Origin of the sequence: Streptomyces sp. NPDC006552 (assembly GCF_040611655.1) — a bacterium.
Lineage (GTDB): Bacteria > Actinomycetota > Actinomycetes > Streptomycetales > Streptomycetaceae > Streptomyces.
In genome coordinates, this window is sequence record NZ_JBEXOS010000038.1 from 31296 (window position 1) to 46385 (window position 15090).

21 protein-coding genes are annotated in these 15090 nt (G+C 70.2%); 19 read left to right on the forward strand and 2 right to left on the reverse strand.

Features of this window, described 5'->3' with window-relative positions; translation table 11 throughout:
- Window positions 1-172: 172 nt before the first annotated feature.
- A complete protein-coding gene (locus tag ABZY33_RS21905) occupies window positions 173-919 on the reverse strand; it encodes a GntR family transcriptional regulator (RefSeq protein ID WP_356493297.1) in 747 nt (248 codons plus the stop codon).
- A 312-nt stretch (window positions 920-1231) separates the two neighbouring features.
- Between ABZY33_RS21905 and ABZY33_RS21910 the strand changes: the two genes are divergently transcribed.
- The 14 genes from ABZY33_RS21910 (at window position 1232) to ABZY33_RS21975 (ending at window position 12135) form a co-directional block, all read left to right on the forward strand.
- Window positions 1232-1864, forward strand: coding sequence for a hypothetical protein (locus tag ABZY33_RS21910; protein WP_356493298.1), 633 nt, complete (start codon window positions 1232-1234; stop codon window positions 1862-1864).
- On the forward strand, window positions 1864-2004 hold the full coding sequence (locus ABZY33_RS21915; protein WP_356493299.1) for a hypothetical protein: 141 nt from the start codon (window positions 1864-1866) through the stop codon (window positions 2002-2004). The genes ABZY33_RS21910 and ABZY33_RS21915 overlap by 1 nt, the downstream gene beginning before the upstream one ends.
- Window positions 2005-2167: 163 nt before the next feature.
- Window positions 2168-2521: a hypothetical protein gene (locus tag ABZY33_RS21920; protein WP_356493300.1), complete on the forward strand. Its 354-nt coding sequence runs from the start codon at window positions 2168-2170 to the stop codon at window positions 2519-2521.
- Window positions 2521-2775 carry a WhiB family transcriptional regulator gene (locus ABZY33_RS21925; protein WP_356493301.1) on the forward strand — a complete coding sequence of 85 codons (255 nt, stop codon included), beginning with the start codon at window positions 2521-2523 and terminating at the stop codon, window positions 2773-2775. Before ABZY33_RS21920 ends, ABZY33_RS21925 begins: the two co-directional genes overlap by 1 nt.
- A 75-nt stretch (window positions 2776-2850) precedes the next feature.
- The gene (locus ABZY33_RS21930; protein WP_356493302.1) at window positions 2851-3024 is read left to right on the forward strand and encodes a hypothetical protein; all 174 of its coding nucleotides are present in this window, start codon (window positions 2851-2853) and stop codon (window positions 3022-3024) included.
- A gap of 100 nt (window positions 3025-3124) precedes the next feature.
- Window positions 3125-3481: a hypothetical protein gene (locus tag ABZY33_RS21935; RefSeq protein ID WP_356493303.1), complete on the forward strand. Its 357-nt coding sequence runs from the start codon at window positions 3125-3127 to the stop codon at window positions 3479-3481.
- Between the two features lie 233 nt (window positions 3482-3714).
- Window positions 3715-5397 (forward strand): DUF2637 domain-containing protein, encoded by a 1683-nt coding sequence (locus tag ABZY33_RS21940; protein ID WP_356493304.1) that lies wholly within the window; start codon window positions 3715-3717, stop codon window positions 5395-5397.
- Window positions 5398-5430: 33 nt separating this feature from the next.
- On the forward strand, window positions 5431-5592 hold the full coding sequence (locus ABZY33_RS21945) for a hypothetical protein (RefSeq protein WP_356493305.1): 162 nt from the start codon (window positions 5431-5433) through the stop codon (window positions 5590-5592).
- Between the two features lie 148 nt (window positions 5593-5740).
- On the forward strand, window positions 5741-6253 hold the full coding sequence (locus ABZY33_RS21950; protein WP_356493306.1) for a hypothetical protein: 513 nt from the start codon (window positions 5741-5743) through the stop codon (window positions 6251-6253).
- Window positions 6250-6486: a hypothetical protein gene (locus ABZY33_RS21955; RefSeq protein ID WP_356493307.1), complete on the forward strand. Its 237-nt coding sequence runs from the start codon at window positions 6250-6252 to the stop codon at window positions 6484-6486. The genes ABZY33_RS21950 and ABZY33_RS21955 overlap by 4 nt, the downstream gene beginning before the upstream one ends.
- A 153-nt stretch (window positions 6487-6639) precedes the next feature.
- Window positions 6640-9186: a hypothetical protein gene (locus ABZY33_RS21960; protein ID WP_356493308.1), complete on the forward strand. Its 2547-nt coding sequence runs from the start codon at window positions 6640-6642 to the stop codon at window positions 9184-9186.
- Window positions 9187-9206: 20 nt separating this feature from the next.
- Window positions 9207-9611, forward strand: coding sequence for a conjugal transfer protein TraB (locus ABZY33_RS21965; protein WP_356493309.1), 405 nt, complete (start codon window positions 9207-9209; stop codon window positions 9609-9611).
- 134 nt (window positions 9612-9745) lie between these two features.
- Complete coding sequence (locus ABZY33_RS21970; RefSeq protein ID WP_356493310.1) at window positions 9746-11866, forward strand: chromosome segregation protein ParM; 2121 nt, start codon at window positions 9746-9748, stop codon at window positions 11864-11866.
- 80 nt (window positions 11867-11946) lie between these two features.
- The gene (locus tag ABZY33_RS21975) at window positions 11947-12135 is read left to right on the forward strand and encodes a hypothetical protein (protein ID WP_356493311.1); all 189 of its coding nucleotides are present in this window, start codon (window positions 11947-11949) and stop codon (window positions 12133-12135) included.
- A 23-nt stretch (window positions 12136-12158) separates the two neighbouring features.
- Here the strand turns inward: ABZY33_RS21975 and ABZY33_RS21980 are convergent, their stop codons facing one another.
- Complete coding sequence (locus ABZY33_RS21980; RefSeq protein WP_356493312.1) at window positions 12159-12320, reverse strand: hypothetical protein; 162 nt, start codon at window positions 12318-12320, stop codon at window positions 12159-12161.
- A gap of 181 nt (window positions 12321-12501) precedes the next feature.
- Between ABZY33_RS21980 and ABZY33_RS21985 the strand changes: the two genes are divergently transcribed.
- From ABZY33_RS21985 to ABZY33_RS22005, 5 genes are all read left to right on the forward strand, one after another.
- Window positions 12502-13056, forward strand: coding sequence for a hypothetical protein (locus ABZY33_RS21985; RefSeq protein ID WP_356493313.1), 555 nt, complete (start codon window positions 12502-12504; stop codon window positions 13054-13056).
- A gap of 132 nt (window positions 13057-13188) precedes the next feature.
- Window positions 13189-13875, forward strand: a complete 687-nt coding sequence (locus ABZY33_RS21990; protein ID WP_356493314.1) for a hypothetical protein — start codon at window positions 13189-13191, stop codon at window positions 13873-13875.
- 202 nt (window positions 13876-14077) lie between these two features.
- Complete coding sequence (locus ABZY33_RS21995) at window positions 14078-14293, forward strand: hypothetical protein (RefSeq protein WP_356493315.1); 216 nt, start codon at window positions 14078-14080, stop codon at window positions 14291-14293.
- 191 nt (window positions 14294-14484) lie between these two features.
- Window positions 14485-14799 (forward strand): hypothetical protein, encoded by a 315-nt coding sequence (locus tag ABZY33_RS22000; RefSeq protein WP_356493349.1) that lies wholly within the window; start codon window positions 14485-14487, stop codon window positions 14797-14799.
- Entirely contained in the window at window positions 14690-15031 is a 342-nt protein-coding gene (locus tag ABZY33_RS22005; protein WP_356493316.1) for an RRQRL motif-containing zinc-binding protein, read from the forward strand. The genes ABZY33_RS22000 and ABZY33_RS22005 overlap by 110 nt, the downstream gene beginning before the upstream one ends.
- Window positions 15032-15090 lie beyond the last annotated feature (59 nt).

Below are 15090 nucleotides of genomic sequence, written 5' to 3' on the forward strand. Positions count from 1 at the left end.
CATGATCCGGACCCTAAGCGAGAGGCCCGAAATCCCGTGTGTAGCTACTCGTTGAAAACTCGTTGAGGCATCTCTGTACGGACTTGATGAGCTGGCTGTGATGTTCCGCCGTGTGCTTCGGAGGTGTGATTGCACCCACTTGAAGGGAGCGCAGAGCATGCGGAACAGCCACTCACGACCGCGTATGCCACATCCCTGGACGGAGGACGTCTTCCCAGACCTCCAACGGGCCGTCGTCGTCCGAGTAGACCGTCCTGAGTACAAGGATGGGGATGTCGACATCAGGCGCGACGTCGATGTTGAAGTCGGCCAGCTCCTGGGTGGAGGCGATGCGGGCCGCGCTCTTCTCTGGGCCCGCCGTGATCGTCATACCGGTGCGCTCCGCGTACAGGTCGTGCCGGAACTTGGGCATAGGGCTTTCGTCGAGCAGTTCGGGCAGAGGGCCCAGGGCTCGCGTATGGATGATGTTCAGCGCCAGAGCCATGATCCGGTCGTTCTTCACAAAGGTCCGGCTGCGCACTACGACCTCGTCGTAGAGCTCAATGTTGAGGAGTTCGGCGATCTGCTCATCGGCGCAGGACCTGAGAACCGACCGAGGGTTCACGTAGGTCTCCCCCGGAGTGAACGGGTGACCCGTGCGGCGAAGTCGATCCAGGCGCGCGGCGCCAGTCAGGAACGTGGTCGGTGCGTCGCCGGGACCAAGCACGATCGTGCCGCTTCCGAAGACCGTGCGGACGATCCCTTCTGCTTCCAGAGCTTGGTAGGCCCGATGCACCGTCGCTGTGGCGCCCTTCCCAGCGGCTACCTGAGACTGCACCGAAGGGAGGCGATCGTTCGGGGCGTACTCCCCGTTGGCGATCTGAGCTGCGACTTCGTCTGCGATTTGCCGCCACTTCGGTGGCTGCTTCGGCGACGGCATGAGGGACTCCTTCGGTTGGTGCTTTCAGTGAATCGAATTCTAGAAGGGTTGACAACCCTTCTAGAAGGGTTCATTGTCGTTCTTGTGTCCACCGCATCTCACTGAGTAGCGGTTACGACACACGCAGATGACTGTCCGCTTCGGCGGCCGGGGTTGATGGCATCACCAAATCCTCCGGGTTCTCGGTCTCTGCATGCACGTTGCAGCGCTATGCGCTGTCCGTCCGTCAGGGCGCCGGGGTCTCCCGCGGCCTGGTGGGCGGAGAGAGCACCGCGACGCAGCCCTTCCCCTTCGCACATGAGGAGATCCCGCATGTCCGTTACCGCCGCGATGCCGACCGCCAAGAAGCGCCTTCGCCGAACCCGTACGAAGCGGGTCAGCAACCTCCCCGCCATCAAGCTCTCCAAGCTCCTGCCCTCTCACATCGACCTCCGCAACCCGCTCAAGGCCGTCCTGGTCTGCGAGGACTGCGGAACCTGGGTGCCCATCACCGGAATGCAGAGCAAGGTGCAGAAGCTGGTCCCGCACCACACTGGCAAGGCCGGCGTCGACGCCGCACTCCACTGCCCGAGCAGCAACCGCCGCATCGAGTGGGACATGACGATCCCTGAGTGGCGCCAGGCCCTGACCGACGCGGTCAAGGAAGCCTCCAGCCGCCAGGTCACCGCGGTGCTGCCCAAGGCATTCAGTCCCGCGACCGACCGAACCTTGCAGACCCGCGCCGAGCGCACGCCATCGGGGCGCCGGGCTGACTGGGACGCCGTATCGAACCGCGTGGCCACTGCTGACAGGCAGCGTCGTGCAGTACCGCGCGGCGACGCCCCGGCTGAGGCCCCGCAGGTTCCGCAGGCACCGCCCAACGCGACGGCGTTCGACCGGCGTCAGACCGAGCTCGGCAAGCAGTACATGCGAACGGCAGCCCTAGCAGCCTCAGAGGAGTCCTGATGTCTCTGTTCTACCTGGCACTGGCGATCGTCGTCGTCTGGATCTTGCGTACCCGGACGGCGCGCAGGCTGGAAGAGCTTGCTGCGCAGCGCGGACGAGAGTCGCGCTGCTGCCACCACCACACCTGCACGTGCCGCTGATCCAGCCGATGTAACGACGAACGACCACGGCCCCGGCCCTCCCTGCTTCGCGGCGGGGACGGCCGGGGCCGTGGCTGCTCGTACGACCAGCCGAAACAACGCCAGCCCCGGGGGTGCATCCCCGGGGCTGGCTCACATCACCGAAACCCAGCAGGAGGTCTCGATGACCGTCAGCATGGCACACCCCATCCCCCGCCCGGCCCCACTGCCCAGCCGTCCGGCGCCACTCTCCAGCGTCAGCGACCGCTTCATCCGTGAGGCACTGGAGCGCGTGATCGACGCGCAGATCGGCCCGCGCGGTGTCGGCGCCATCTACCGCAACAGCGACGGGGCGTTCGAGGTCGTCGCGGTCGTCCGCGACCACGCCATGGCCAAGGGCCTGCTGAAGCGCCGGTGCGCGCAGTGGGCGCTGATCGTTAAGGACGTCCTGCGCGCGGACGGTGAGCCGTTCGCGGTGGGCAGCGCGTGGACGAATAGCGACCACCTGGTACGCGAGGCCTTGAAGGCGGTGCGGTGATGGAATGGCGTGATCGCGCGGCCTGCCGCGACGAGTACCCGGACCTGTTCTTCCCGATCGGCGCTACGGCCGCTGCGTTGGCACAGACCGAAGAGGCCAAGCGCGTCTGCCAGGGGTGCCCGGTCAGTGTGCAGTGCCTGCGGTGGGCGCTGGAGACCGGCCAGGAGCACGGCGTCTGGGGCGGCCTGACGGAGGACGAGCGGCGCAGGCTTCGGCGCCGCCGGGCCCGGCAACAGGCGAACGAGGCGGCATGACGGACGCCGAACGCCAGCGCCTCGAGGACGCGCTCAAGAAGACGAACCGCGACCACAGCTTCGGGCGGCGCGCGCATGGCTGACCCGCTGCACGAGCGGTACATGAAGGCCACGCGCGCGCACCAGTCACACGAAGCGAGCTGCTCCACCTGCCTGCCGGGCACTCGGTGTGCGGCCGGGGAGCGTCTGTACGAGTCGTTCGCCCGGTTGCAGGACGCCTACCTCGCCCAGCAGAGGAAGCGCGGCTGACGCGCCCCGCACCACACACCCCCCCACCCCCATGACGACTTCACCCAGGCCGGCCGCCCGCACGACAGGCGGCCGGCCTTTCACACGCTGGAGACACCCGATGGCCACGATGACCCCGCTCCAGACCGGCACCGAGGACACCGCCCGCGAGTCCGCGTTCGCGATCTTCGGTACCGACCTCCCGCCCATCACCCCGGACGACACCGACGGCAGCTGGCGCACCACCCTCCACGTCATCGCGGAGGAATGGGAGGGCGAGGGCCGCGTCGAGCGGCACGCCGCCCGTACCGCGGCCGCCATCAACGAGCTGCTCGCCACCCAGAAGCAGTTCGGCGTCGGCTCGCCCGAGGTCCTCGCCGACGGCGACCGGCTGCGCCCCCTGATCGACCGGTGCCGGCACTTCGGCATCACCACCGCCGACCTCGCCCGGCACGGCGCCCGCTTCGTCGAGAACTGAGCGGGTTTCGCGCCCGCACGGCGGGAGCCGCACCGAGTTTCGAGACCACCCCGCAGCACCCCGTGATGACCGCCGCCGCCCCACGGCCCGGCGGTCCTTTCATGCGAGCGCAGCGGGTAGCACCGGTGTCCGGTTCGCACCCAGCTCCCGCCGTTTCGCGAACGCCCTCCGGCGTTTCGGGAGCAGCCCCCGCCGTTTCGCGCACGCCCTGAACGACCCCCGTGGAGGCCCCCATGACGATCACCGACATGCCGCAGACCGCGGCTCCCGAGACCCCCGTTTCGCGGCCGCCCGGTGCCGTTTCGGACCCACCCGAGCACGTTTCGGGAACGGCCCGACGCGTTTCGCGGACGGACAAGCGGAAGACGATCAAGCCGGGCCGTGACCGGCTGATGACCGCCCTGTCGCTCGTCGCCGCGTTCGGCGGCACGCTCGTCGGCGTCATCGGCTTTGCGATGTCCTACAGCACCCTGGCCAAGGTCGCCCTGCACTGGGGATTCAGCGCCGATCTGGCGCCCTGGTTCCCCGTCGGCGTGGACGCGTCGATCATCGCGTTCCTCGCCCTGGACCTGTACCTGATCCGCAAGGGCACCCCGTGGCCGCTGCTGCGGATCGCCGCGCACGCCATGACCGGCGCGACCATCTGGTTCAACGCCAGCTCACAGGGCCACATCAGCGCCGACCCGGTCAAGGCCGCCTCCCACGGCGTCATGCCGATCCTGTTCGTGATCGGTGTGGAAGCCGCCCGCCGCCTGATCATCCAAAAGGCCCGCCTGGAGGCAGGCGCCGTCACCGACCGGATCCCGCTGCACCGCTGGATCCTCGACCCAATCGCTACCCCGAAGTTCTACCGCCGGATGCGTCTGCACGGGGTCACCTCCTACCTGGAGATGATCGCTCGTCAGCAGGAGCTCACCGGCTACGAGCAGTGGCTCAAGCGCCGCTACGACGGCGACCTCAGCAAGGCAACGGAGGATGAGCGCCTCCCGATGAAGATGGCCCGCTACGGCTTCACCGTCACCGAAGCCCTCGCCATGCCTGAGCAGCAGGAACGCGCTGCCGAGGCCCGCGCGGAGGAAGCCGAGCGTCGGCGCTTGGACGCGGAGACCCGCCAGGAACTCGCCCGCAAGAAGGCTGAGGCTGACCGCCTGGAGGCGGAGGGGCAGCTCGAGGCGGTCCGAGCCCGGGTGGAGGGCGAGACCGGGCAGGCCCGCGCATACGCCCGGGCCCAGGTCAGCGCCGCCGAACGCGCCGCTGAACTGGAGGAAGCCGCTTTGGAGACGGCCGTCATCGCCGAAGCCCGCGCCCGCCAGGCGGAGGCGGAACGCAAGGAGACCCACGAGCGCGAGATCAAGGCCGCCGCCGATCTCCGTGCGGCGGAACTGGAGCGGCAGGCGGCGGAGAAGCGGAAGGAAGCGGCGGAGGCCGACCGGGTCGCCGCGGCGGAGGCGAAGGCCGTGGAGACGGCCACGATCGCGATGGCCCGCAAGCGTGCCGCCGAAGCGGATCGAGTCGCTGCCGAAACGGAAGCCGCTGCTGCCGAAACGCGGCGACGCGCTGCCGAAACCGACCGGATCGCTGAACAGGAGAAGAAGCGTGCGGCGGAGGCCGCCGCGAATATCGAGGCCGCGAAGCTGCGCCAGGCGCAGACCGCTGAGGCTGCTGCCGAAACGCGGCTGGCCGCTGCCGAAATTGAGCGGCGTGCGGTCGAAACCGAGGACGTCGCCAAGCTCAAGCCACGCGAGCGGGCGGTCCGCCGGGTCGCCCGGATGATCCTCGCGACAGGCGGCGACGCCGACCGGCTTCCTCTGGCCACCATCCAGCACGAGCTGGCGATCACCTCGCCCGGCACCGCCTCGGAGTACCGCCAGGAGGCGGCCGAACTACTCGCCGGCGGCTACCGCCCGCAGGCGTGACCTGCACGTTCACTCAAATTTGAGGAGCTCGCGATGAGCAATCTGCGGTACGCGATCGGCGTGATTCTGGTCCTGGTGTCCTTGGCCACCGTGCTGGCCACTCCGTTCCTGATCGTCCACTCCCGCAGCCCGTACGACCACGGTCCGGACTGCTGGTGGTGCCACCCCCGCCTGCGGCCGCGTAAGTGGATCTGACCTGTACGAACCGCAGTTTCGACGGTTCCACCGGCCCCCGAGATGCCGTCAACAACTCGGGGACGCGGTGAAGGCGCCGAAACGCCTCGACCAGCCTGCCAGAACATCCACGAACCATCCCCCGGTACAGCAGGAAGGGAACCCCGCAGTGAACAGCAGCGACGCCCGTTTCGATGACGGGTTCAACGAGAACACGGTCGCCTCGGACGGCCCGTTGAAGGCGATCGCGGAGAACCCGGCCGCCTACGACTCCTACCTGCAGCATCTGCAGTCGGTGCTGCTGCAGATGAAGCGCAACGTGGAGACGCTGGAGACCCACGTGCGAGTCCACGCCCGCAGCCAGCGGGTGCAGGGCGACAAGTGGGGCCAGGCCTGGCTGCGGGCCCTGCCGCTCGAGCACTCGGTACGCAGCATGATTTCCGACCTGGAAAGCACCACCAAGCAAATGGAAAAGTCCGCACACCGGCATCACGCGCACGCCGAAAAGGTGCAGGAAATCGCCAGGCAGCGAAAGGACAAGGCGCTGGAGAAGGCGCGGAAGAAGAATCCGCTGCCGCAGGCCGTTCCGCAGCAGCAGTCTCCGCAGGCTGGACAGACCCAGAATTCCGGCTATGCTGGTCCTACGACCCTGTGGGGCCTCGACGATCGGGATTCGGCTTGAGTGCCGGTCGTCCGCTGACGAAAGTCGAGCGGAAGAAGTTCAACCGTGCGGAACATGAGCGCAAAATCCGGAAGGATTTGATCGCGCAGCACGGCGAGGAACTCGGTAATTTCTATTTCTGGCTCCGGTTGATGAATATCCGGGGCACGCAGGCTTTCCGCGAGGGGGACACCCGGTTCATCCGGGAGGTCGCCCTGGCCCTGCAGAACGTCTACAGCCGCCACAACGGCTGACCTCATCACGCACCCCGTGAAGCGGGCCGCTCGGAGTCTCGGGCGGCCCGCTTCGGGCTGCCAACGCGTGCCGCGCGTGACGCGTGCCGCGCGTGGCGCGCACGCGTGTACGCGAGGCGCGCACCGTCTGTCAAGATCCGAAGGAGGCTGCCGGTGTCCGATGACGACGACGGCACGAACGTTCTCCATTTGCCCACCAGGGGAGGCAATTCCGGCCCGGTCCCCCGCGCCCCGGACGCCGGGAGTCTTTTCTACACACCCGCCCCCGACACCCCGGAACCCGATATCGACGGCGAGCCGGAATCAGATTCCGGAACTCACGGTGGAGTTCATATTCCGGCCCTGCGGGATCCGGCTTCTTTTCTCCGTGAGCCGGGAATCATTCCGGCACCGGATGTTTCCGGAGAGGATGAGGAATCGGAGTACGAGGGGGAATGTGAATACCCGCGTACTCTGGCCGACCGGCTGGGTGACTGGCTGGAGCTGCGCCTGGATATCCGCCGGGCCCGGCTCGACGCCGAAGCGCCATGGCGGGAAGCGGAAATTGCGCGGAAAGTCGCCCTGATGGAGTCCCAGACCGCCGCTGAGACCGGAATGATGGAGGCGCAGAACAAGCTGCGTCAGGCCCACGTCAAGGCGCGCACCGACAAGGCCGGCGCCCGCGGCGGCTCCTCGTCCGGGTTCGGCGCGGACAAGGGCCGGGGCGGATCCGGGGGCGGACGCGGTGGCGGTCTGGGTGGGGGGCGCGGTGGCGGCCGCGGCCCGGGCGGCGGATCGTCCGGGGGCGGCAAGGGGCCGGGTTCCGGCTCCGGGCGCGGTGGCTCCGGCGGTGGTCTGGGCGGCGGGCGCAACACGCCGTCCCGCTCCAACAGCGGTTCCGTCAAGCCGACTTCCACCGACAAGTCCCGCGCGCAGACGCCCGGGAAGGGCCTTGGGGGCGGCTCTGGCGGCCGTTCAGGGGGCGGGGCGACAAAGGGCCCGCAGAGCGGGTCTCGGGGCTCTCAGGGTGGTGCGGGAGGCTCGCAGAAGAGTCGCGGTGACGGGCCGCCGAAGAACCGCAACAACGGTGGCGGTGGCAGCGGTGGCAGTCAGCGCCCTGCCCCGCACCGGACGGTGGATCCGCACAAGCCCGGCAACCGGCCCTGGCGGAACAACGGTGGCGGTGGCGCGGCGAAGAAGTTGCCTGGTGCGGACAAGCCCGTCGGTCCGTGGAAGGACAAACCGGCCAACAAACCGAGCCCGGCCAAGCCGTCGGGTGGGGCGGACCGCTGGCCGGTCAACAAGCTGCCCCGCACGATCGACCCGCACAAGCCAGGCGACCGGCCCTGGAAGGACGGCGGCCGCACCCCGAGGCCGGGCAAGAGCGATACGGCCAGGCCCGGAGACAAGAAGGCGCCGGCCAGCACGACCGCACCGGCCGGCGGCAAGGGAAAGCCCGGGCTGAGCGGGCCGGTCATCGATCCGCACAAGCCGGGTGACCGGCCCTGGAAGACACCACCCCCGGCCGCCCCGGTCAACACCAGCACGACGATCGCGGATGGGCCCAAGGACGGCGCCTCCACGCCACCCGGCACAGAGAAGCCCGACCTCACCAAGAAGCCCAGGACGCCCCCGGGTGCTGAGGAGAAGGCGAAGCGTCCCGGGGAAGGCGGCCGCCCGGACGGCACCGCGGGGTCGTCCAAATCCAGTGCCAAGGACAGGAGGAAGCGGGCAGCCGACGAGGCCCGGGCGCGCGACGAGGCCCGGGCGTACGAGGAAGACCTGGCGCGCGAAAAGGACCGGCTGGAGCAGCGGTTCACCACCTGGTGGATCAATAACAGGGCCCGCCTGCTGGCGATGTGGCGGGACTGGACGGACGAGGCGATCGACGCTCACCTCAACCAGCTGCTCAAGGACACCGAGTTCGACCGCCGCAGCTTCCGGCACCGGCTCAAATCATCGCTCAAGGACTACAAGGACTACCTCGCCGCCCGGCGGGAGGCCCGTGAACGAGCCGAGCGCGCGCAAAAGGAACGCGAGAAGAACGAGTCCGAGGCCGCCTCGAGGAACACCGTGCCGCCGGAGGCGGTCGGCATCACCACCGAGTTCGGCGTCCCGAGGGCGAACAGCACCCCTGCCCCGCCCTCCGGGCCTGAGCCGAGTCCACCGGCTGCGCTGCCGCGCAGCAGTGAGGGCGACGTTCCCGGTACGAGCGAGGGCGATGCGCCCGCACCCGAAACACCCACCCGGCCGGGCACGTCCCGGCCGGGCCCAAGCAAGGAGGAACCCGTGGCCGATACGCAGGTGGCACCCGCCCGCAGCGGGCAGAGCGGCCTGGCCGCCAAGCACGCCAGTGACATCACCTTCGGCGAGTACCTGATGGAGATGGCGTCGATCGCGGTCACCGCCGCCATGGACGGCGAGCGCTCCGAGGCGCTCACCCAGGTCATGACGCAGGCCGCCGAAACACTGGAGGAGATCGCCGCCGACCTCGCCGACGACCACAACGTCGACAGCGAGATCACCGACATGCTCTCCGGCCTGGCCGACCGGGCGGGCGACATGAAGCAGATCGCGGAGCGGTGCGCCGCGGAGTGCGCGGACGCGGCGGAGGCCGCCAAGCTCGCCGGCTCCCGCGTCGCCCGGGTCTACGGCCAGGACATGGCCGCCAAGCAGGACGGCGGCCTCAAGCACGCCTCCGCCGCCGCCCACCACGCGTAACGAACAGGACGGACACGCACATGAGCGACATCACCCCCGTCGGGACCGGCGCGGCCTCCGACGACAACAGCTACAGCGCGCTGCAGACCAAGCTGAACGTGCTGATGAAGATGCTGGACGACGGCGCCACCGAACTGGGATCGGTACGCGCCTCGATGATGGGCAACGCCAAGCGCTGCGACAGCACGGTCACCGCGATCGAGAACGCCGACTTCGACGGCGAGTTCATCGAACTGACCAGCCTCGTCAGCACCGCCCTGGTCGGCGCCGCCGGACAGGTCAGGCAGCTCGAACAAGGCGCACTCGACATGGCCGAGGAGACCCGCCTGGTGCGCCAGCGGCACGCGAAGAAGTACGGGCCGCTGGACGCCGTGCGCAGCGGCCGCCGCCACAAGACGCCCAAGCCCGGCGTCTTCGAGGAGTAACCCCCGCCAGCACCGTCAGCCCCACCGCGCCCGAGGCGGCCCTCATACCCCCGAGGGTCGCCTCCGGCTCTTCGTCTCTCCCCCGCTTCCTCCCCCACCCGCCTCTTATGACCGTGAAGGAGCCTGCTGTGTCCATGCCGCGCGCTGCTGCGCTAGAACGTCTCGCGTACACCCTGGCCGCGCCGGTGCTGGCCGCAGCCCCCAACCTCGACCCCGGCGGCCCGGTCACCACCTCGATCGCCGCAGCCGGTGTCATCGGCGTCGGCGGGATCGCCGCCGCCAGCAAGTCCCTGGAGGGGCGCGGCCGCAAAATCCTGCGCTGGCTGCCCCTCCCCCTGGCGGCCGCCATCGACGTCGCCGCCAGCTACACCCCCGGCTACGGCCCCTGGTACTGCGATGTGACCGCGGCCGCCGTCTTCACGGCGGCCGGCTGGCTGGTCATGCCGATGTCCCGCCACGCCCGCCGCCACCACCGCCCCGCCCTCGCCGCCCCGCTCACCACCCTGCAGCTGCAGGAAGCCCCTGCTGCGCCCGCTCCGGTCGATCACGGTGGGGATGCGCTGACCTGGGGCATGCAGCAGATGTGGGAGCGCGCTGGGATGCCCGCCCGCACCGTCGTCGTCAAGGCCGAGCGCCACCCGGGCCGCACCCACGACCTGACCGTGCTGCTGGGTGCAGCCGAACCCGGCCGCCCCATCACCGGGCTGACCACCGCGGCCGTGGCCGCCGCGGTCGGCGTCGACGACGATCCGGGCGTCATCCACATCGGTCCAGTCGTGCAGATGAAGGGCCGCCAGGCCGGACCCGGCTGGGCGGAAGTCCAGATCACCCCGGAGGCGGCCAAGCGGCGCCGGCAGAACCCGACCGCGCAGGAGAAGTGGACCGACCGGATCGCCGGCCCGCGCGGCGGCGCCCCCGGCACCGAACTCACCGACGAAGCCCGGGACGACCAGCGAGGTGTCACCTTCTACCGCGGCCGTGCCGCCGACTCGGGCGACCTGCCCCGCATCGACCTGATGAAGGTCCTGCGAGAGCTGGGCCTGCCGGAGGACGACAGCCGCGCGTTCCTCATGGTCGAAGGAGCCGAGTTCCTGATCAGCGTCTTTGACCGGCCGCCGCTGTCGCCGACGTTCAAGGCCACCCGCGAGCTGCTCACCCCGGATGCGAAGAGCGGGCGGTACGTGGCCGGGTTCAGCATCACGGGTCAGCCGGTGACGAACTTCGTGTTCCAGCACGACAAGAACGCCGCCAAGCACGGCCTGGTCCTCGGGGTCACCCGAGGCGGCAAGACCCAGTTCTTCGCGGTCACGATGATCGCCGAGTCCAACGCCGGACAGATCGTGTGGCTGTCCAGCTACATGAAGGACGAGAAGACGACCGCGCTGGGCGAGCACATCGACTGCCAGGGCGTCGGTGCCCTCTACATGGCTCGCCAGCTCCGCGCGGCCATCGCCCTGTGTGAGATCCGGGCGAACATGCCCTGGCCGCACGACGGCAAGCCCCACGACTACAAGCCCGGCGATCCCCGCTGCCCCTACCGTCAGCTCAACGTCTACACGGACGAGTTCATGTCCGCGACGGCCGATGCCGAGTACGGGGAGTTCATCCAGACCGACGCCGACGCCCTGACCGTGATGAGCCTCAAGGCTGGCATCGGCTTCAACCCGGCCGGGCAGTCCCCGTTCGCGCATGAGGGCTTCTCCACGAAGATGAAGGACAACCTCAAGCAGAACAGCAGGCCCGTGATCTTCAACATGGGCTCGCCATCAGCGACCCGCAAGGCGGCCGAGGGCACCATGGAGAACGTCTACGACATCCCCTCCATCCCCACCCGCTACGCGCCCGTGGAAGGCTCCGCCATCGAGCGAGCCATGGCCGGCGAGGCCGAGCCCGAGACCGGCGTCTCCACCGGCGGTGTCGCCATCGTCGTCCTCGACAACGGCCGCCCCATGCTCATGAAGGCCCTCTACGTCGACTTCGACGAAGACCTCGCCGGCCTCTTCCCTGACGAGGTGTACGGGCTCACCGACTACGAGATCAGCGAGCTCGAAGCGCGCGGCCTGTGGTTCGACTGGAGTGAACCCGAGCCGCGGCCCGGCGAGTTCTGGCCCGAGCCCGACGACGAGGACGACGACAGCGGGAACGCAGGCGGCCGGCCGCGCAAGGGCCGGGGCAAGAGCGGCGGCAAGCGCGCCCCTCAGATCGCCTCCGCCCGCCAGGCCCTCGACGCCATGCGGGCCCTGACCGACGCCTGACCCACCCCACCTACACCGCAGCCCGGCCGCTCACCTGCGAGCGGCCGGGCTGCCCCACATCCGAAGGAGAACCCAGCTCCATGGCCGTGTCCCTGTCCCTCACCCTGCTCCTGGCCGTCATCGTCGTCATCCTGCTGCGCACCGGCAGCGTCCGGACCGGCGGTGCCATCGCGTGTGCTCTGTTCGGGTTCGCGCTGGCCAGCACCGGCGCCGCCCCCGCGATCAACTCATTCCTCGCCTCGCTGGCCGGCCTCATCTCCGGCCTGTAGACCCCTGGGGCGTCGGCAGCTGCTCAGGCGGGTGTCCAGGGCGGGTACGGCGTCGTGTTGGCCCCGTCGCAGTTCCAGCAGTCGAACACCTCGGGGTCCTCGAACCGGTTGCCCCAAAAGCCCGCCCTGCGGCAGAACACCACGCACTCTTCGTCGCACCAGTAGCACACGAACACGAAGTTCATCCTTCGCCTCCTTAAGCGCCCTTCCAGGCTGCCCGCTCCTACGGCCCACCACAACATCCTGATGGGGCAGGTCAGTTGGTTACGGAGACGACCACCGCCACGGCATGCCTCCCACTCGCACTGTCACGACACGGGCCCCGTCGCGGGACTCGTGCCCTGCCCGTGCCCGCATGGAGATCCGATGCACGCACCCACCCCCATCCCGGCCACCAGCGCTGCCCCCACTTCCCCGCCCCGCGCCGCGGCCGCGACGCCGGCTGCGCCGCTGTCCCTCGAGGAACGCCTCGCCCTCATCAACACCGCGATGACCGCCCGCCTGGACGAGGCCGCCGTCGCCTACGAGGTCAACACCGCCCACATCGACACCGGCCCGCTGGCCCTGGCCGACGTCGTCACCGTGCCACTCACCCCACACCTGACCCCCGATCCGGCCCGCACACGGGTCGCCGGCCTCCTGTACCGCGCATACCAGCTCCTGCAGACCGACGGCTGGTGCACCGGCACCCTCACCGACACCGACGGCGCACGCTGCATCCTCGGAGCCCTCCGCGCCGCCTCCCGCGGCGACCGCGGCCTGGAGCAGACCGCGGCCGACATCGTCCTGGGCGCGATCCGCGCCGAGTTCGGCGACGACGTCGATACCATCCCCGCTTTCAACGACGCCTGGGCCAGCGCCCACACGCCGCTGCGCCTGGTCGACGTCGCCGCCCGCCGCGCCGACGTACGCGGCCTGTGACCACCGTGCACCTCACCGCGCTGCTCCGGATCACCTGCCTCGTCCCCGCCCCAGCCATCGGCGCGGTTGCGGGCCAGGCCATCCGGCCCGCCCATCCCACACCGTCACCGCACCGTTTCGAAGGAGCCATTTGTGCCTCAGCACCCCGACTTCCCCCAGCCGCAGACCAACGACGAACAGCGCACGACGACGAAGCGGGCGGCCAGGCCGTCGCCGTTGGCCGACCTCACGGCGCGCTCGCGGCGCATGTGGGAGCAGGCCTGGACGGACGGCGGTGTCCTGCACGGCCTGTGGCAGGACATCCGCACTGCCCCGCGCCGTGGCGCGGACATGGCCCACTGGCTCAAGGCCCTGCTCATCCTCGCCGGGCTCTCCGTCGTCGTCCTGCTCGCGGAGGCGGCCGGCAGCGCGATCGGCCACGCCGTCGGTGACCTCCTGGCCGCCGCGCCCACCGTCGACATCGGCACGGACACGTCCTCCGGCGTGTGGACAGTGATCGACAACCCCATCCGCATCTACCTCGCCCAGCACTCAGTCGGGATGGCAGTGTCCGGCTCCACCCTCTACACGCTGTGGCAGGTCGGCGGCCTGTACGGACTGATCGGCGGGTTCACGGGCTCCACCATCGCCCGCCTGGTCTGGACGGCATGGGGCGCCGCGTCGGCGGCTGCGATCTGGGTCACCGTCCCGTCCGTCAACCGCACCCTCGCCGTCGCCGTCGCCGTCCTCGCCTGGGGACTCGCCTCCCTGTTCGCGCTGCGCGGCCTGCGGCTGCTGCCCAGCGTCCGCATCGTCAACAACCCGACGATCAAGCCGTAACTGCACCTGCCCAGCCAAAAGGGCTCCAGCCCGTTCGAGGCGCTGCGCAGCACGGTGCAGCGTCCCGGCTCGCAGCGCTGACACCCCCGGTCGCTCCGCCTGGTCCTCGCCCCGCCCCGCAGCCGCGGGGGCCGGGCGAGGACCGGACAGGCCGACCGGCCTCACGCACCACCCGACCTGTCCCCGACCGAATGGAGAACACGTGGCCGTCATAGGCGTGCTGACGGAGCCGACCCCGCCCACCTGGTGGCGGGCGAACCGGCACAAGGTCTACGGCGTGCTCGGACTGCTGATCGGCTACCTGATCGGCACCCACCTGCACGGCGCCGCTGACCCGCAGCCCCAGCACCCGCGCCCGAGCCACACCACGCCGGCCCCGACGACGACCGGCGCGCACCGCACGCACACGCCCGCCTGACCCGTCACCCCGCTGCGCCCCCGCCGACGCTGCTGTCGGCGGGGGCGCAGCGCTGTGCACCGAGCTTTGGAGGAACCGAACGTGCTCATCCCGCGCCCGCGCCTCCGCATCGGCCGGCCGCGCCCGCAGCGCCCCGGCCCCCGCTACCCGCACCAGCCCGCCCCGAGCCTCCCCGCCCGCCGGAACCCCCGATGAGCGACACCGACCGGGACGAGGACCTGGTCGACGTCGACGTCCACGACGACGGCACCCCGTACACCTTCGGCTGGCTGCAGGCCCCGAACGCCGCCGCCGTCCTGGCCGCCGTCCGCGGCGACGGACCCATCCCCGCGACCGGCCTCGCCACTCGCCACCAGCTGCGCGCGCTCGGCCTGCGTCCCCGGCGGCCAGGAGCCGGTGCCCGCGCCGCTGTCCTGGCGAGGTGGCCGGCGCACCGCGTGGCTGTACCGGATCGAGCTCGCGCTGCCCAAGAGGACGCCGACGCTGGCCCAAGAGGCGGTGCTTGATGCGGCCATGGCCAAGCGGCAGACCTGTCAGGTCTGTAGGCGCCGATATTTTGCGTGCTTGCCGTTGCGGACCTTGGGTCACTGCGACGCGTGCGAGGGCGGCTACATCCCCAGCCCCGACACGGTCATGCACGACCCCACCCCCTCCCGCATCCCGCCCACCCCGTCCCGCATCTCGCCCGTCCCGGCCGCGAACCGGCCGGCTCCGGCGGTCCTCGCGGCCGCCGGTTGAGCACCCGCCAGCGTCCCCACACCTCCATGCCGTGGCGGCCCCCGCCGCCCGGCGCACAG

What these genes read in the sequence shown, in the direction of transcription:
- ABZY33_RS21905 (WP_356493297.1), bottom strand. Translation starts at nt 919, where the DNA reads ATGCCGTCGCCGAAGCAGCCACCGAAGTGGCGGCAAATCGCAGACGAA.
- ABZY33_RS21910 (WP_356493298.1), top strand. Translation starts at nt 1,232, where the DNA reads ATGTCCGTTACCGCCGCGATGCCGACCGCCAAGAAGCGCCTTCGCCGA.
- ABZY33_RS21915 (WP_356493299.1), top strand. Translation starts at nt 1,864, where the DNA reads ATGTCTCTGTTCTACCTGGCACTGGCGATCGTCGTCGTCTGGATCTTG.
- ABZY33_RS21920 (WP_356493300.1), top strand. Translation starts at nt 2,168, where the DNA reads ATGACCGTCAGCATGGCACACCCCATCCCCCGCCCGGCCCCACTGCCC.
- ABZY33_RS21925 (WP_356493301.1), top strand. Translation starts at nt 2,521, where the DNA reads ATGGAATGGCGTGATCGCGCGGCCTGCCGCGACGAGTACCCGGACCTG.
- ABZY33_RS21930 (WP_356493302.1), top strand. Translation starts at nt 2,851, where the DNA reads ATGGCTGACCCGCTGCACGAGCGGTACATGAAGGCCACGCGCGCGCAC.
- ABZY33_RS21935 (WP_356493303.1), top strand. Translation starts at nt 3,125, where the DNA reads ATGGCCACGATGACCCCGCTCCAGACCGGCACCGAGGACACCGCCCGC.
- ABZY33_RS21940 (WP_356493304.1), top strand. Translation starts at nt 3,715, where the DNA reads ATGACGATCACCGACATGCCGCAGACCGCGGCTCCCGAGACCCCCGTT.
- ABZY33_RS21945 (WP_356493305.1), top strand. Translation starts at nt 5,431, where the DNA reads ATGAGCAATCTGCGGTACGCGATCGGCGTGATTCTGGTCCTGGTGTCC.
- ABZY33_RS21965 (WP_356493309.1), top strand. Translation starts at nt 9,207, where the DNA reads ATGAGCGACATCACCCCCGTCGGGACCGGCGCGGCCTCCGACGACAAC.
- ABZY33_RS21970 (WP_356493310.1), top strand. Translation starts at nt 9,746, where the DNA reads ATGCCGCGCGCTGCTGCGCTAGAACGTCTCGCGTACACCCTGGCCGCG.
- ABZY33_RS21975 (WP_356493311.1), top strand. Translation starts at nt 11,947, where the DNA reads ATGGCCGTGTCCCTGTCCCTCACCCTGCTCCTGGCCGTCATCGTCGTC.
- ABZY33_RS21980 (WP_356493312.1), bottom strand. Translation starts at nt 12,320, where the DNA reads ATGAACTTCGTGTTCGTGTGCTACTGGTGCGACGAAGAGTGCGTGGTG.
- ABZY33_RS21985 (WP_356493313.1), top strand. Translation starts at nt 12,502, where the DNA reads ATGCACGCACCCACCCCCATCCCGGCCACCAGCGCTGCCCCCACTTCC.
- ABZY33_RS22000 (WP_356493349.1), top strand. Translation starts at nt 14,485, where the DNA reads ATGAGCGACACCGACCGGGACGAGGACCTGGTCGACGTCGACGTCCAC.